General features: G+C 60.6%; 13 protein-coding genes and 1 pseudogene. 9 read left to right on the top strand and 5 right to left on the bottom strand.

The window, feature by feature from the left end; all coding sequences use genetic code 11:
* Window positions 1-35: 35 nt before the first annotated feature.
* The 7 genes and pseudogenes from C7S18_RS06560 to C7S18_RS06590 all read left to right on the top strand — a co-directional run bounded on the left by C7S18_RS06560 (window position 36) and on the right by C7S18_RS06590 (window position 7,863).
* A complete protein-coding gene (locus tag C7S18_RS06560; protein ID WP_146151796.1) occupies window positions 36-788 on the top strand; it encodes a ComFC family protein in 753 nt (250 codons plus the stop codon).
* A gap of 5 nt (window positions 789-793) precedes the next feature.
* Complete coding sequence (locus tag C7S18_RS06565; protein WP_106890806.1) at window positions 794-1,204, top strand: GtrA family protein; 411 nt, start codon at window positions 794-796, stop codon at window positions 1,202-1,204.
* A 10-nt stretch (window positions 1,205-1,214) separates the two neighbouring features.
* Window positions 1,215-2,735 (top strand): helicase HerA-like domain-containing protein, encoded by a 1,521-nt coding sequence (locus tag C7S18_RS06570; protein WP_106890807.1) that lies wholly within the window; start codon window positions 1,215-1,217, stop codon window positions 2,733-2,735.
* An 8-nt stretch (window positions 2,736-2,743) separates the two neighbouring features.
* Window positions 2,744-3,241, top strand: a pseudogene (greB, locus tag C7S18_RS06575) (transcription elongation factor GreB); the annotation flags it as partial.
* A 223-nt stretch (window positions 3,242-3,464) separates the two neighbouring features.
* The gene (locus C7S18_RS06580; protein ID WP_106890809.1) at window positions 3,465-4,400 is read left to right on the top strand and encodes a hypothetical protein; all 936 of its coding nucleotides are present in this window, start codon (window positions 3,465-3,467) and stop codon (window positions 4,398-4,400) included.
* A 138-nt stretch (window positions 4,401-4,538) separates the two neighbouring features.
* The gene (locus C7S18_RS06585) at window positions 4,539-5,231 is read left to right on the top strand and encodes a VIT1/CCC1 transporter family protein (protein WP_106890810.1); all 693 of its coding nucleotides are present in this window, start codon (window positions 4,539-4,541) and stop codon (window positions 5,229-5,231) included.
* A gap of 205 nt (window positions 5,232-5,436) precedes the next feature.
* Window positions 5,437-7,863 carry an ADOP family duplicated permease gene (locus C7S18_RS06590; protein ID WP_106890811.1) on the top strand — a complete coding sequence of 809 codons (2,427 nt, stop codon included), beginning with the start codon at window positions 5,437-5,439 and terminating at the stop codon, window positions 7,861-7,863.
* Between the two features lie 69 nt (window positions 7,864-7,932).
* Here C7S18_RS06590 and C7S18_RS06595 read toward each other — a convergent pair whose 3' ends face one another.
* The 3 genes from C7S18_RS06595 to C7S18_RS06605 are packed head-to-tail and all read right to left on the bottom strand — an operon-like array spanning window position 7,933 to window position 10,707.
* A complete protein-coding gene (locus C7S18_RS06595; protein ID WP_106890812.1) occupies window positions 7,933-8,409 on the bottom strand; it encodes a GNAT family N-acetyltransferase in 477 nt (158 codons plus the stop codon).
* Between the two features lie 3 nt (window positions 8,410-8,412).
* Complete coding sequence (locus C7S18_RS06600; protein WP_106890813.1) at window positions 8,413-10,185, bottom strand: acyl-CoA dehydrogenase C-terminal domain-containing protein; 1,773 nt, start codon at window positions 10,183-10,185, stop codon at window positions 8,413-8,415.
* Window positions 10,186-10,242: 57 nt separating this feature from the next.
* Entirely contained in the window at window positions 10,243-10,707 is a 465-nt protein-coding gene (locus C7S18_RS06605; protein WP_146151797.1) for a hypothetical protein, read from the bottom strand.
* A 295-nt stretch (window positions 10,708-11,002) separates the two neighbouring features.
* Here C7S18_RS06605 and C7S18_RS06610 point away from each other — a divergent pair, with 295 nt between their 5' ends.
* Window positions 11,003-12,283, top strand: a complete 1,281-nt coding sequence (locus C7S18_RS06610) for a hypothetical protein (RefSeq protein ID WP_106890815.1) — start codon at window positions 11,003-11,005, stop codon at window positions 12,281-12,283.
* A 64-nt stretch (window positions 12,284-12,347) separates the two neighbouring features.
* On the opposite strand, the gene C7S18_RS06615 is transcribed toward C7S18_RS06610, so the two are convergent.
* Both C7S18_RS06615 and exaC read right to left on the bottom strand, forming a co-directional pair.
* Window positions 12,348-12,725, bottom strand: coding sequence for a DUF779 domain-containing protein (locus C7S18_RS06615; RefSeq protein WP_106890816.1), 378 nt, complete (start codon window positions 12,723-12,725; stop codon window positions 12,348-12,350).
* 78 nt (window positions 12,726-12,803) lie between these two features.
* Entirely contained in the window at window positions 12,804-14,324 is a 1,521-nt protein-coding gene (gene exaC, locus C7S18_RS06620; protein ID WP_106890817.1) for an acetaldehyde dehydrogenase ExaC, read from the bottom strand.
* 311 nt (window positions 14,325-14,635) lie between these two features.
* On the opposite strand from exaC, the gene C7S18_RS06625 reads away from it, so the two are divergent.
* Window positions 14,636-16,549: a sigma-54-dependent Fis family transcriptional regulator gene (locus C7S18_RS06625; protein ID WP_106890818.1), complete on the top strand. Its 1,914-nt coding sequence runs from the start codon at window positions 14,636-14,638 to the stop codon at window positions 16,547-16,549.
* Window positions 16,550-16,637 lie beyond the last annotated feature (88 nt).

Raw genomic sequence — 16,637 nt, forward strand, 5'->3', positions numbered from 1 at the left:
TGAAGCGGACGCATGAATCTGCGAGGCTCCCCGGCATGTCTGCGACTGCCCTTGCCAGGACCACCCTAAACGCCCTCCGCGTGCTGCCAAAACGGCTCTCCCGCTTGCTGCCAGCCGCCTGCCTATTGTGTGAGGCTGCCGTGCCGGGGGACCGGGCGCTGTGTGATGGCTGCACGGCCGATTTGCCGCGGCTGGGTCCGGCTTGCCCGATCTGCGCGTTACCAACGCCGAGCAGTCAGGTGTGCGGCCGGTGCCTGAAAAAGCCGCCAGAGTTCGACCAGTTGGTCGCCCCCTTGCGTTATGTCTGGCCGAACAGCCAGTTGGTCAGTCGCTTGAAGTTTCACGCGCAGTTGGCCGTGTTGCGCGCCGTTGCACCCTTGTTGGCCGAAGTGTCGGTAGACCCGGAATGGGCGGACACCAGCGCGTGCGTCATCGTGCCGGTGCCGCTGGCGCGAAAACGGCTTGCGCATCGTGGCTACAACCAGGCCCAATTGCTTGCCGAAGCCTGGCAGCGTGAGGCGGGCGGGCGTCTTCGGCACGGGCTGACCCGTGTCCGCGAGACCGCCGCTCAGGTCGGGCAGTCGCGTTTGGCACGGATGCGCAACGTGCGCCATGCGTTTGTCGCGGATCCCGTGATCGTCCGCGAACAGGACATTGTGCTGGTGGATGACGTGGTCACCACGGCGGCCACTGTGCGCGCCTGCACTCGCGCGCTCAGTCAAGCGGGTGCCAGGCGCGTTCGAGTGCTCGCACTCGCACGGGCTTTGGAACCAGGGGCTGACCGTTGAGCGCCATGGATGCACTGCAGAAGCGCTGGCAACGCGTGCCATTTCGGGAGGTGCTGACCTATCTTCTGATTGGTGGCACGCAGTTTGTGCTCGACTGGGCGTTGTTCAGTCTGCTGCACTGGCTTGGGATGCCGGCGTCGCCAGCGAATCTGCTCGGACGCGCTACCGCTGCCTTGCTTGGGTTTTACTTGAACGGTCGCTTCACTTTTGCCGAACCGGGCGGCCAGAAACTGGGTGGTGCCCGCTTCGGGCGGTTTGTGTTGGCCTGGATCCTGATGACGGTGCTGAGCACCGTGCTGGTTCAGGCCGTTGTCTGGCTGTGGCCGGGTCCGATGGTGTATCTCGCAAAGCCGGCAATCGAAATCCTGCTCGCTTTTCTGAATTTCTTTGTGCTGAAATGGTTCGTCTACCGATAAGGAACCCACCATGAGCGATATCTACCTGGGCAAAGGCAATCAAGACGTCTTTCTGCGCGGCAAGTATGGCAACCGCCATGGCCTGATTGCGGGCGCAACCGGCACCGGCAAGTCGGTGTCGCTGATGGTGTTGGCCGAGGGATTCTCCCGACTTGGCGTGCCGGTGTTTCTGGCCGACGTGAAGGGCGATCTTGCCGGGCTGTCGCAAGCCGCCGTGCTCGGTGACAAGCTCAAGGCGCGCTTGGATCGACTCGGATTGACACAATGGACCCCTGCGGCGAATCCGGTGGTGTTCTGGGACATCTATGGCAAGAACGGGCACCCGATCCGAACGACGATTTCCGAAATGGGACCGACGTTGTTGTCGCGCCTGCTGGAGTTGAACGACACGCAGGAGGGCGTGCTCAACGTAACCTTCCGTGTGGCCGACGACGAGGGTCTGTTGCTGCTCGACATGCAGGATCTGCGCGCGATGCTGACCTTCATCTCGGAGAACGCGAAAGAAGTATCCGCCAAGTACGGTTTGGTGGCGCCGCAGTCGGTCGCAGCCATTCAACGTGCGCTGCTGCAACTGGAGAACGACGGTGGTGCGGCGTTCTTTGGTGAGCCGGCGCTGGATCTGAACGATTTCATGCGACAGGACATGTCCGGTCGCGGCATTATCAATGTGTTGGCGGCTGAGCAACTCATTCTGAAGCCGCGGGTGTACTCGAGTTTCCTGCTATGGATGTTGTCCGAACTGTTCGAGAATCTGCCGGAAGTCGGTGATCTCGACAAACCAAAGCTCGTGTTCTTCTTCGATGAAGCGCATCTCCTGTTCAACGATGCCCCAGCGTCGCTGCTGCAGCGGATCGAACAGGTCGTGCGTCTGATCCGATCGAAAGGCGTCGGCGTCTACTTCATTTCGCAATTGCCAGACGATGTGCCGCCCGTGGTCCTTGGTCAGCTTGGCAATCGGGTGCAACATGCCTTGCGAGCGTTTACCCCACGTGATCAGAAAGCCGTCAAGACGGCTGCTGAGACGTTTCCGGCCAATCCATTGGTCAACGTCGTTGAAGCCATAACCAACCTGGGTGTTGGCGAGGCTTTGGTGACGACGTTGCAGGAAGGTGGCATTCCATTGCCGGTGGAACAAACCTATATGGCACCGCCGACGGCCCGCATTGGCGCGATCACACCGGAGGAGCGGCAAGTCGTGCGTGGGCGTTCGCCGGTTGGCGGCAAGTACGACACGGCGATCAATCGTGATTCGGCATTCGAAATGCTGCAGCAGGCGGCAGCGCAACAGGACGATGCACCGCAAACTGCTTCCGGCGGGTCTGCATCGCAGCCAGCACCCGCGAATCAAGGGCCAACCTGGGGCGATCGCCTGCGTGACTTTTTGTTCGGCACGTCGCGGCGCCAAGGCGCCTTGGAAGCGATGGCCAAATCGGCGATGCGCTCGGCCGGCACCAACATGACGAATCGGGTGATCCGTGGCGTGTTGGGCGGGGTGACCGGCAGCAGCCGTCGCAGCAGCAGCAAGCGCTGAGTCGGGCAATGGGGCGTTGGCGACCGCCACAGGCGCGCAGTACGGCCATCATTACGGCCGATGGCCATCTGCGCTTGAAGCAGGAGCTCGATCATTTGTGGCGCACGGTCCGGCCAGAGGTGGTCAGAGCGCTCGCTGCCGCCGCAGCGGAAGGCGATCGATCCGAGAACGCGGAATACACATATCGCAAAAAGCAGCTTGGCGAGATTGATCGGCGCGTGCGCTATCTGAGCAAGCGCATTCCTGCTTTGCGAATCGCACCGCCGGCGCCGACCGACCAGACGGTCGTGTTTTTTGGCGCCACGGTTGAACTCGAGGACGAGGCGGGCAAGCGATTGATCTACCGCGTGGTCGGCCCGGATGAAACGCATGCCAGCAAGGGTTGGATCAGCGTGGATTCGCCGATGGCCCGGGCCATGCTGAAAAAGCGGGTGGACGATGAGTTCCAAGCCCAGCTGCCGGGCGGTGAGATGAGCTTTGTGATCCTCGCGGTGCGTTACGAGGCGCGGGAGTCACAACTCGTGGATGCTGGCCTGATGCCGGATCTACTGGAAATCGATCTGCCGGACGCCGACGACGATCTAGATGATGCCGACTCCAGCGATACCGATCCTGGCGATACTGACGATGGCGGCGAATCCGGGCCCTGAATCACACTCCCGGCCGCCCGCATGATGGCGCCGACTGGAATCGCATACACTCAAGCACTCGCCACTAAGGAGGACCCGCATGGCCGCACGTTCCAAACCGACGCTCTGGGCAGCTGTTCAAGGCACCGATCGGGAATTGGCCCGGGTTCGGGTCGAACGTCTGCAAAAGCGTTTTCCGGAAGCATCGCGCGATGAACTGCATGCGCAGCTGACGCGCTATAAGTGCCTGCAGGTTGGTGGCGTTGCGGCGTTGTCCATTCTGACGAGCAAGTTGCCAGGCATTGGTCGCATTGCGCAGTCGGCGCTTGGTCCGTTCGCCGATCCGGCATTGGTGAGCACGTTGCAGGCCGAGTTGGTGGTCGAGACGTTCGTGCTGTATGACATCGATATGCCCGACGCTTTGTTGCGGGTCGCGGTGCTGACGATTGCCGCGAGCAATCTTGGTGCCGATGAGATTGCGCGCCGAAGTGCGCGAACGCTGGTTGATACGATTGCCGACAAGCTGGGCACGAAGCTCCTGAAGCGAGCGTGGCCCATCGCCGAAGTCGGCACCTCGACCGCGAGCCACATTGCTGCCACGTATGCAATTGGCCAACGCGCGCAAGCGCTTTGCTTGATGCGCGAGACCAAAGTCAGCCAATGGCCCGGCTTGTTCATGGGGCTGAGCGCCATTGATCCCAAAGACCTCACCGACTGGGCGTCGAAGTCAGCGCGAACAGCGTTCGAGCAGGTGTCCGATACCGCGAAGGCGTGGACGAATCGCTTGTCAGCGTTGGTGCCGAGCTTTGAGTTGAGTCCGGCCAGCACGCTGTTGGGCGAAGACGAGGACACACCAAAGCGACCGAAGGCTGGTAAGCGCGCGGCGCCAAAGAAGCGGGCTGCGACGAAGGCAAGCATGACAACGCCTGCAGCACGTAAGCCGCGCGCACCAATTAAGCGTAGTGCGACCAAGTCAACGACGACGACCAAGCGTAAGCGCGCCACCCGCAAAACCCCCGACGCTAGCGACAACTAAAGCACTCCAATTTGGTAGCGCGAATTGCTTGCAATCGCATCAGCATTCCGTGCTGCGGCGTGTTCCGCAATCTCGACTCAACAATCTAAAAACCAGCTGAGATAGCCTAAGATGCGGCTCTGACTTCAGGAGCCGGATATGCGTCATAGCGAACGTCATCGAACCCATCGTAGTGGTTGGTTACGCGCTGCGGTGCTGGGTGCCAACGATGGGATTGTGTCGACGGCAAGCCTTTGCCTTGGCGTCGCCGCCGCCGGTACGCCGACTGCGGGCATTCTCGCCGCAGGCGTTGCTGGATTGGTTGCTGGCGCGATGTCGATGGCAGCGGGTGAGTATGTGTCGGTGAGTTCCCAGTCCGACACCGAGCAGGCTGATCTCGCACGCGAACGCGCCGAGCTCGCGGACTTCCCAGTTCAGGAGCATGCGGAGCTGACGGGCATTTATGTGCGACGCGGTTTGGATGAGACGCTCGCAAAGGAAGTGGCCACACAGCTGATGGCGCATGATGCTTTGGGTGCGCACGCGCGGGATGAGTTGGGCATTTCCGACGAGCTTGCGGCCAAGCCCGTGCAGGCGGCGTTGGCATCGGCCGCCACGTTTGCGGTTGGTGCGTCGTTGCCGCTGTTGATGGTGCTGGTCTTGCCGAAGGCCATGCTCATGTGGGGCTTGGCATTGAGCTCGCTCGTGTTTCTGGCTGGACTGGGCATGCTCGCTGCACGAACGGGCGGTTCACCAATCTGGATTGCGACATTGCGCGTGACCTTCTGGGGCGCCCTCGCCATGGCTCTGACGGCTGGCGTGGGCAGCTTGTTTGGGGTGTCAGCCGCATGACTTTGAACCGTTGATCGCGGTTCAACCCAACGTGTGTCCGGTATCGGACAGCGATTGTTCGGGACCGGACAACATTCCAGCGAGGTAGTGATGCGGCGAAAGAAAAGCGGCCTAGATTCATAGCGATAGCTCGCCCGTAAGGTCGGCACGCTGCTTGCAATGGATATCGACATTGTCTGGTTTTGAGTAAAGGGAGTTGCTCACGATGCTTATTTCGCAAGATGTCCGTTCTGGTCTCAAACAACTCATTCGCCGTCCGTGGTCAAGCCTCTTTGCCATCGGTACGTTGGCGATCGCCATCGGTGCGATTACGGCATTGTTCGCTTTGGCGCACGCCATTCTGTATGCACCGATGGCTGGCATTGTCGAGCCCGAGCGCCAACTTGAAATCGGCCGCGTGCAACGAGATCGAGGTGGCGGCCTCGATTCGGTGTCGTATCCGCTCTATCAGGCATTGAACGAACCTTCGAAGCTCTGGACTGGGGTGTATGCCTGGAGCATGACGCCGGTCAATCTCGTCAGCAGCCAAGAGCCTAAACGCGCCTTTGGCTTTGTGGTCAGCGAGAACTATTTCGACGTGTTGGGCGCTCGTGCCGAGCGGGGACGGGTCTTGTCGGTCAGCGAGGATTCGGCTCGCGGCAAGAGCCCCCACGTGGTGATCAGCCACGGTGCGTGGCTGCGCGAGTTTGGCGGACGGGACGACATCATCGGTCAATCCGTCACGTTGAACGGACAGCGTTTTCAGGTCGTGGGCGTGCTCGACCCGGCGTTCAAGAGCCAGATCTCGCTGTTTGCTCCCGATGTGTTCGTGCCGTTGTCGATGCAGGAAGCCATTCGGCCGATGATGGGCAACGCGCTGGATGAAGTGCGATCAAGCTGGCTGTTGCTGGGTGGCCGTCTGCAGCCCGGGGCCACGCTGGAGCAGGCCAATGAGGCGCTCGGTGCGCGTTTTGCGGCGTTCCGCGATCTGCATCCCGAGGCATACAACGAGCATGCCGACGTCCGCGCGGCGCCGCTGCGTGGCTTGCCCGCCGAAATCGCCGGTGCCGTGGGTACGTTCAGTGGCGTGCTGCAAGGCCTAGTTGGTCTCGTGTTGCTGATCGCGTGCGTCAACGTGGCCGGCATGATGTTGGCGCGCAATGAAGCGCGCCTAGGCGAGCTCACGGTGCGGAGCGCCTTGGGTGCGGGGCGGGCCAGATTGGTCCGTATGCTGGCGATCGAATCCAGCTTGCTCGCGCTGCTGGCCACGCTGGCTGGCGTCTTGCTCGCACATTTTCTGTTGGGGTTGGTAAGGCTCGATGTCTTGCCAACGCCTGTGCCGATTCAATTCTCAGTCAGCCTGAGTCAGACCCCGCTCTTGATGACCGCGGCAGTGGCATTGGCGGCGACGGTCGTGTTCGGTTTGTGGCCAGCGCTACGCGTCGTGCGGACGCGGCTCGGTGAGCAGTCACGGGCTTTCACGGGCAGCCGCAGTCGGCTGCGTGAGTGGTTGGTCATGGCGCAGGTCGCGATGACCGTCGTGTTGCTGGTCGCGTCGGCATTGTTCCTGCGTGCGCTCGAGCGGGCGCATTCAGTCGAGTTGGGGTTTCGTGTTGATCAGATCTACACGGCCGATCTCGACCTGGAACCGAGTGGCTACGACGTCGCCCGGCAACAACAGGTGGCGGCGAGCTTGGCCGACACGCTGCGCGCGAAGCCGGGCATCCAGCAAGTTGGCTATGGCCGGGTCATGCCCTTGGAAGGATCGAACATGGTGATCGGCGCCCTGGGTGACGAGCAACTGCCCGAAGCGGTTCGCTACGCTGCGACGAATGTCATTTCCGCGGACTATCTGAGCACCCTTGGAATCGCTGTGCAGGGCGAACAGTTTGACGCCCGCCATCGTGCGGATAGCGAGCCCGTCGCGATCGTCAACGTCGTGCTAGCCAAAGCGCTGTTTCCAGATAGCTTAGCGATCGGTCAGTACGTGCCATTTGACGGTGTCGCGGCCGGCAAACTGCGCATCATTGGCGTCGCTGCGATGAGCCGAAACAGCTCGTTTAGCGATCAGGACACGCCATTCCTGTATCTGCCGGCCACGCAGCATGAGCAGACACAATTCAACCTGTTTGTGCAGAGCGCTTTGCCGCTGCCTGAAGTCCAGCAATTGGTGCACGATGCGTTTATCGAAACCGACGCGAACTTGCCCCGGCCAGCGGTCCATGCATTTCGCGACAAGGTTGCGCTGAGCCTCACGCCGCAACGCGTGGTCAGCGCCGTCGCTGGCGGGCTCGGTGCGATTGGATTGCTGCTTGCAACCGTCGGCACCTACGGGCTGATCGCATGGTTCGTCGCGAGTCGTACCCGCGAAATCGGCGTTCGTTTGTCGATGGGTGCCACACCGTCCCGGATTGCTCGCGACGTGCTCGCGCGTGGCTTGCGGCTCGGCGGTGTTGGTTTGGGATTGGGCATGGTGCTCGCGATGCTGTTGAGTCAACTCGCGTCCGGACTGGTGTTCGGTCTGCAGATTGGCGACGCCTTCGCGTTCCTCGGTGCAGGCGCCGTGCTGTCGGCGGCCGTGGTTCTGGCCAGCTGGATTCCGGCGCGCCGTGCTGCACTCGTGATGCCTGCTGAGGCGTTGCGTTCCGAGTAAGGGACGTCGGCCGGGATCGCGTATCCACGAGGATACGCGGTCACCGGGGTCAGCTTTAGGTAGGTGCCATCAGTCCGAAGCCAGATCAGTCAGTGCCGATCCGTCGACGCGAAATACGGTCCATTCACTCATCGGCCTGGCGCCGAGCGCTTTGTAGAACTGGATTGCGGGTTCATTCCAATCCAATACCGACCATTCAAAACGCGCGCAGCCCCGGGTCACGGCGAGGCGGGCGAGATACTTCAGGACCGCCCGGCCAATGCCATGTTTGCGGAATTCCGGTTTGACGAACAAGTCTTCGAGGTACAGACCGCGCTTGCAGACAAACGTCGAGAAGTTATGGAAGAACAATGCAAAGCCCGCCGTTTCGCCCGACCACTCGGCAATCACGCATTCGGCCGCGGGGTGGCTGCCGAATAGCGCTTCGACCACGGCATCGTCGGTCGCGAAGCAGTGGTCGCGTAGTTTTTCGTAATCGGCCAAAGCCTCGATCATGCTGCGGATCAAGCCGGCGTCGGCGCGGGTGGCAGGGCGAATATTGAGCATGGCTTAACCGAACAAGGCCTCGTCCAACTGCATCAGATTATCGGCGCCACTTTGCACCGCCGCCTTGTGTTGGGCGACCCGCGGCAGGATGCGATCGAAGTAGAAGCGCGTCGTCGCGAGCTTGCTCGTGTGGAAATCGCCACCCCGAACCTGGCTCTTGGCGACCGACTGGGCGAGCGCATAGGCCATGCTGATGTAGCCGGAATAGAACAAATAATCCGTCGCGGCGGCGCCGAGTTCGTCTGGATTCTTGGCGGCCTTGGCGCCGATGGACTGCGTCAATCCGACCCATTCCTGGGTGAGCGCGCCAAGCGTCGCGGCAAACGCAGCGGCATCGCCGGTCGCACTGGCACAGAATTCGCCGATCTCGGCCGCAAACAGCCGTAGACCGGCGCCTTGCAACTGCATGATCTTGCGACCGATCAAATCCAACGCCTGAATACCAGTCGTGCCTTCGTAGATGGTGGTGATCCGCGCGTCACGGGCGAGTTGCTCCATGCCCCATTCCTGGATGTAGCCATGACCACCGAACACTTGCTGGGCGTGATAGCAGCACTCAACCGCGAGTTCGGTCATCATCGCCTTCACGATTGGGGTCAGGAAACCAAGCAGATCATCGGCGTTCTTGCGTTCTTGCTCGTTCTGACTGCGGTGCGCGATATCGACCTGGAGACAGGCGCGATACGTCAGAACGCGACCGGCCTCAATGAATGCCTTCTGTGTGAGCAGCATGCGCCGAATGTCCGGGTGCACGATCAGCGGATCGGCGGGTTTGTCCGGGCGCTTCGGGCCCGTCAGCGCGCGCATTTGCAGACGATCTTTCGCGTATGCCAACGCGTTCTGATACGCGCGCTCCATCAGGCCAAGACCTTGCAGGCCCACGGCCAAACGGGCGGTGTTCATCATGATAAACATGCCGGCCAAGCCCTTGTTCGGCTCGCCGATCAAATAGCCCTCGGCGGCATCGAAATTCATGACGCAGGTCGCTGAGGCTTTGATGCCCATCTTGTGCTCGATCGACCCACAATACGCCGCGTTCCGCTCGCCTGTCTGGCCAGCTTGATTGACCTTGAACTTCGGCACGATGAACAGCGAAATGCCGCGCGTACCAGCCGGTGCATCGGGCAGGCGTGCGAGTACGAGATGCACGATGTTGTCCGTCAGATCGTGTTCGCCAGCCGTGATGAAGATCTTCGTGCCCGAGATCCGGTACGTGCCATCGCCAGCGGGCTCTGCCTTGGTCTTCAGGAGCCCAAGGTCGGAGCCGCAATGCGGTTCGGTCAGACACATGGTGCCGGTCCAGCGACCCTCGACAATCGGCTTCAGGAATGTTTCTTTCTGCCAATCGGTGCCGATGGCCTTCAGCGATTCGGTAGCGCCGTGCGAGAGCAGGGGATACGTGCCCCAGCTCAGATTGGCCGAGTCGATCATCTCCTTGATGACCGCACCGATGGCTTCGGGCAACTCCTGACCGCCCATGTCAGCCGGAGCGGTGAGGCCAGCCCAGCCGCCATCGACGAATTGCTGGTAGGCCTCTTTGAAGCCCTTTGGAGTCGTCACCTTGCCGGCTTCAAACTTGCACCCTTCCTGATCGCCCGTCTTGTTCAACGGCGCAAGCACTTGCTCATTGAAGCGCGCGCCTTCGTCCAGGACTGCGTCGAGCAGGTCGCGGGTGTGGCCGTCGCCGCCATTGAGCGCGGTGAAAATGGACTCGGCGCCGAGCACATCGAACAGGGCAAAACGCATGTCGGTTAGCGGGGCGGTATAGCGACTCATTGTGGGCTCCGAACTGGAATTCTTGAAAAAGGAGTGGGGAAATCGGCGGGACTGGACTCAGCGATACTCGCCCGGCTTGCCCGGGACGGCGCTCAGGCGTGCTTCGAAACTGAGGTCATACAAACGGGACTTCGGGGCCAGGCTTTCGACTTGGCCGAACAGCGAATAGGCAACCATTTCGCCAGCTTCCAGACGCTTCAACGCATCGGTGGACAGGCTATTGCGGTTCACCTGCAGGTCGATGATTTCGGCGGTATGCGGGCTGACTTCGATCGTTGCGTTGCTACTGATCGAAAATGGCGCATTGGTGGCCAGTCGGAGCTTCAGATCGAAATTGCCGAAGGTCATCGTGACATCGCTGTGGTTATGCACGCGCAGCGACAATGTTGCTGAATCCGCAGCCACAGCGAGGCTCTGTACTGAGACATCAGGTGGGTTGATACGCTTGACTTCCTTGCTGCCGCAGGCAGCCAAGGCAGCAAGCAAGGACAGCACGGCAACGCTTCGAATCAGACGGAACATAGGCAGCTCCACAGGCAAGACAACAGAGTGTACGGATTTCCCTGGAATGGGCAAACGAATGTTTGAATCCTGGCGTATGATGCGCGATTGCTTGGCAAAATTTTGTTCAAGAATCGGGGTTTGGCGTGAAGATTCATTCTCGGTCGCCAGTTTTCCGGTGGCTAGCGGGCCGCTCGGTACGCCAGTCATCCGCGCGCAGAACACTTGCGTCCTAACGAAATCTTAGTGATCTTGAGCGCAATCTGCTCTGCGAGTGACGATGTCGTAACCACGATAACGAGATGGAGAACCATCCATGCGATCCAAACAAGTGCTGCGCCTGTGCGCAGGGGCACTGATAATCAGTGTGAGTGTGGGCGCGGCGGATGCCTGGGCGGAGGACGAATATGCCAGCAATACGCACCCAACGTCTTCAACCCTAGACCTCACCGCGCTGGTGTTGCCAAGCGGTGAGCTGCTTTCGGCGCAAATAGTCAAGGATCCGCTGCAACCCAACCGCTGGGGGGTCTGGACCGCAACACTGGGCGATCAAGGCATCCGATCCAACATTACCCCGATTCGCGAGACCACGCTCTCGCCATTTGGCTTTACGAGTGTCGCCTATTTCAAGGGCCGAGTGGTCGTCGGCCAGCAGTGGCGGAGCCAGGATCCATTCTCAGGACCGGTCGTCTGCGAACGCTACCTGTTGCCAGCAGCCACCACCGTTTGGAGCGAAGGCGGATTCAGCGGTTGCGGAAACCTCGTCGCCACTCCAGATGGCGTGTTCAGTTCCAAAGGGGGCGCGTTGCGTGTCATGGATGCCGAGGGTCAGTTGCTGCCTGGCGCAACCATGCCGCCACTAGAACCAGTGCCGTACGGATTCGTGTCCGTATACAAGTCCTTTCGTGGTCAAGCCGGACACTTTCTATCCGAACATTTCGGCGAGGCGCCGCCTGTCAGCTGGGCGGTCTCGCTGTTTGGGCCGGATGGAACGCTGGCAGCAGATGTCTCCGGCGAAGGATTGCCTCGGCCCCTCAAACTCATCCACGCTGATGGAACGCTCACCGTGGTCGAAGAGTTCACCACGCAACCCGGTATCCGGGTATTCAAGCGATTTGGCATTGGCGGTGCGCTCCTAAGTTCGCAGCGCTTCGATTTCGCGCTCGTCTCACAGATCTGCAGCGCGTATGGTGGCACGATCGCTCACGCAATTCGGCACCCCAGCCCAAGCATGCTCTATTGGTTGGGGGATGACGGCAGTAGTCGGCTGTTCGCAGCGACCCCAATGACATTTACTTGTCACAACGGCGCGGTCTTCGCCATTCGGCGTGACGCTTCGGTGCGCCAGTTAGTGCGCTATCGGGAAGACGGTACCGAACAATGGGTTCGTGACCTGCCGCAGCATGAAGTCGAACACGAGTTAGGTACGATGCTTGCCGAGAACCGCGTCATTGCGGTTTCAAGTTGGTTTGCCGAGCCGCCAGGTGGTGCGACGTACGTGCGCCGCGTTCAGCGCTTTAAACTGGATGGCAATCTACTCTCAGACCACGTGCTGCGCGCGCCAGAATTCCCAATTCAAGTCAGCTCGTTTGAGTAGACCGCTTCTGACCGCGGCGTGACGCTCCAGCCTCGGATAAGGCCGAAATTGGCGCGTCAGGCGGTCAACCAAGATCGCGTCTGACCAGCGGTTCGATCTCCGCCCATTCGGCATCCGTAAACAGCCTTGACCGCGTGTGGAACGCCTTGCCCGTATTGCCTTCAAGCGAGAACGTGCCGCCGCTGCCCTCGATGACATCGAGGATGAGCTGGGTGTGTTTCCAGTATTCGTATTGCAGTTTGCCGATGTAGAACGGCACGCCTCCGACGTCGCCGAGCTTGATGTCGTAGGGGCCGATCGTCAGATCGGTGGGTAGATAGCAATTGGCGGCGCTGTTGTCGCAGCAGCCGCCGGATTGGTGAAACAAGATCTCGCCGTGCAGCGCCCGCATTTCGGCAATGAGGGCAAGGGCGCTATCGGTGGCGATCACACGCTCGACCATGGTTGTCTCCTGATGCGCTAGCGTTCTGCAAATGCGCCAGGACGGCACGCCGCCCTGACGCACTAGCTTGTCCAAACCTCAGAAAAAGCCGAGCTTATTCTCACTGTAGCTGACCAGCAGGTTCTTTGTTTGCTGGTAATGATCGAGCATCTGCTTGTGCGTTTCGCGGCCGATACCGGATTCCTTGTAGCCACCAAATGCAGCATGCGCCGGGTAGGCGTGGTAGCAGTTTGTCCAGACACGGCCCGCCTTGATCGCGCGACCCATCCGGTAGGCCACATTGCCATTGCGACTCCAAACACCCGCGCCGAGGCCATACAGCGTGTCGTTCGCGATCGCGAGTGCCTCGGCTTCGGTCTTGAACGTGGTGACAGACAACACGGGGCCGAAGATCTCTTCTTGGAAAATGCGCATTTTGTTGTGGCCCTTGAACACCGTGGGCTGGACATAGAAGCCACCAGCGAGGTCGCCTTCCAACGTGGCTGGACTGCCACCAATCAGCACTTCGGCGCCTTCCTGCTTGCCGAGTTCCAGGTACGAGCAGATCTTCGTCATCTGCTCCTTCGACGCCTGGGCACCGATCATCGTATCGGTATCGAGTGGGTTGCCTTGTTTGATCGCGCGAATGCGCTCCAGACAGCGCGCCATGAACCGATCGAAAATCGATTCTTGGATGATCGCGCGTGAAGGACAGGTGCAGACTTCGCCCTGGTTGAAGGCGAACAGCACCAGGCCTTCGATCGCTTTGTCGAAGTAGGCGTCATCCTGATCGGCGACGTCGGCAAAGAACACGTTGGGCGACTTGCCGCCGAGTTCGAGTGTGGCCGGGATCAGGTTGTTCGCAGCCGCTTGGGCAATGACGCGGCCGGTGCTCGTCGAGCCGGTAAACGCAATCTTCGCGATGCGCTTGCTGGTCGCCAACGGCATGCCGGCCTCGCGGCCATAGCCGTTGACGATGTTGAGTACGCCGGCGGGCAGCAAATCGGCGATGAGTTCAGCCAAGATCAGAATGCTGGTGGGGGTCGACTCGGCGGGCTTCAGCACGACGCAGTTGCCGGCGCCGAGTGCGGGCGCGAGTTTCCAAGCCGCCATCAGGATTGGGAAGTTCCACGGAATGATCTGACCAACGACGCCGAGCGGCTCATGAAAATGGTATGCGACCGTGTTGTCATCAAGGTCAGACAATGCCCCCTCTTGCGAACGCACGCAGCCGGCGAAGTAGCGGAAATGGTCGGCTGATAGCGGGATGTCGGCCGCCAGGGTTTCGCGAATCGGTTTGCCGTTGTCGATGGTCTCGGCGTAGGCGAGCAACTCCAGGTTGGCCTCAATCCGATCGGCGATCTTCAACAGAATATTGGAGCGCTCGGTCGCGGAGGTCTTGCCCCAGGCGTCTGCCGCGGCATGCGCGGCGTCCAACGCGAGCTCAATGTCTTCGGCGGTCGACCGCGCCGCCTGCGTGTACACCTTGCCGTTGATCGGCGTGATCACATCGAAGTACTGGCCCTTGACCGGCGCGACCCATTGGCCGCCAATGAAGTTGTCGTAGCGGGGCTTGTATTGAATTTTGGCACCGGTTTGGCCGGGGGCGGCGTAAATCATGGTGGCTCCTTTGCGTGGAAGTGAGGACACACAAACCTGAGGTGGCCTGCGTGCGGTGGTAGCCGATAGCAAGGCTGATGCCAGCAATGATCTGGCTGCCACAGCGACATCGGAAACCCGCGTCACGATTGATGCTCGTTCCGAGCGGTATCTGGTAGGCGTCGAGTTTCCGGGGCCGCGATACTCGGTCGCAGCGGCCTAACTGTCACAAGATGGAACAGTTGCATCACCGGTATTGTCTCAAATCAAATCAGCAGGCAACCATGCGCGTACACTCGGATGCCTGTTCTGGCTCCTTTTTGAGGTCGGTCATGCGATCCATTGCGCTGTTGCCCGCACCACAAATCCGGCGCGCCCGCGCGCAGCTGATCGAGCATGGCCAAACGGCCTACGCTGGACTGGAGGCCTGTGTGTCGCGCTCATGGCAGCGCAGTCTCTCGGCGGGGTTGTCACCAACCGGTCGGATCAGTACGCCGGACAACCTCAACAGTCAGGCATTGCATCGGTTGCGGGCCACCCATCACGAGCTGATCCGCCATTCGCAGCCGGTGATGGAATACCTGGCGGAGCAAGTTCGGGCGTCACAGAGTATGGTTGTTCTGGCGGACCATCAGGGCGTGCTCATGCACACGTTGGGCGAGGCCAGCTTCTTGAGCCGGGCGGAACGCGTCGCATTGATGTGCGGTGCGTCGTGGAGTGAGGCTCAGCGCGGCACCAATGCGATCGGTACAGCGCAGGCGGAATTGGTCGACGTTGAGATTCACGGTGGTGAGCATTTTTTGGAGCGGAACGGTTTCTTAACCTGCGCCGCGGCGCCGATTCTGTCGGCGTCTGGCGGCTTGATGGGCGTGCTCGATGTGTCGGGTGATTCGCGGACCCGACAACCACACACAATGGGTTTGGTGTCCACCGCGGCCCGCATGATCGAAAACAGCCTTGTGCAGGCGATGAGTCGGGAGTATCTGCTCCTCAGCCTGCATGCGCGACCTGAGGGAATCGGCACGATTGCGCAAGGCCTGTTGGTGTTTGCGGAGGATGGCCGCTTGGTTGGTGCCAACCGACGTGGCCTTGAAATGCTCCATCTGACCTTTCGCCACGTGGGCGTCACCAACTTCGAGCGACTGTTCGGCTTTGGCTGGACGACGTTGCTGGATCGTGAGCGACAATCCGGAGATCGGCCGTATCTGCTTCGCACTGCGGATCAGCAGGCGTTCTATGGCCAAGTGCGGAGCCGTCGTGCAGAGCGGCAGCATGTCGCGAGTGCGCCGCTCGTCAAGTCGTCACCGCGTCTGCTTGAGTTGGACACCGGTGATCGGCAGTGGCGCGCGTGTGCCGACAAAGCGTTGAAGGTCTGCGACAAGGATATTCCGATCTTGCTGATGGGTGAGTCTGGCGTCGGCAAAGAGTTGTTTGCGAAAGCGTTGCATGACAGCGCTGCGCGTCACGACAAGCCGTTCGTTGCGATCAACTGTGCAGCCATTCCGGAACACTTGATTGAAGCGGAGTTGTTTGGCTATTGCGCTGGGGCGTTTACCGGTGCGGCCAAGAATGGCTCGCCCGGTCGGCTTCGCGAAGTCGCTGGTGGTACCTTGTTCCTTGACGAGATTGGCGACATGCCATACGCGTTGCAAACGCGTTTGTTGCGCGTGTTGCAGGAGCGCAACGTCACGCCACTCGGCAGCGGGCAAACGTATGACGTGCAGTTCTCATTGATCGCCGCCACGCATCAGAACCTGAAGCAGGCGGTGGAGCAGGGGCGATTTCGAGCGGATTTGTACTACCGGCTGAACGGCCTGTGTTTGCGGCTGCCAGCGCTGCGTGAGCGCGATGATTTTTCGGCGTTGACTGCCAGGTTATTGCGCGAGCTTGGTCAGGGCGTACCCTTGGATATTGAACCGGCGCTGCTGGAACGGTTGGCCCAGTATGAGTGGCCAGGAAATCTGCGTCAGTACAGCCATGCGTTGCGGACGGCGATTGCGCTGATGGATTCGGACCAAGCGCAGATCGGTTGGGCGCACCTGCCTGATGATCTGGTCGAGGCGTTGCAGGCGCTTTCGCCCGAACCGGATGTTGGTGCTGCCAGCGCGCCGCAGAATTTGAAGGAGCTGTCCTTGCTGGCGATTCAGCAGGCGCTGGAGAATTGCCGCGGCAATGTGTCCGCCGCCGTGCGTCAGCTCGGGATCAGTCGGCAGACGCTGTATCGGCGATTGAAGCAGGGGAAGTAATGGGCCGTGTAGGGAATCCAACAAGCATTAGGTGGCCTTGCCGCAAGAATGGTTCGGGTGTGGTTTTTGTGGGAGCGGCTTCAGCCGC

It is taken from the genome of Ahniella affigens (assembly GCF_003015185.1).
In the GTDB taxonomy this organism is placed as follows: domain Bacteria; phylum Pseudomonadota; class Gammaproteobacteria; order Xanthomonadales; family Ahniellaceae; genus Ahniella; species Ahniella affigens.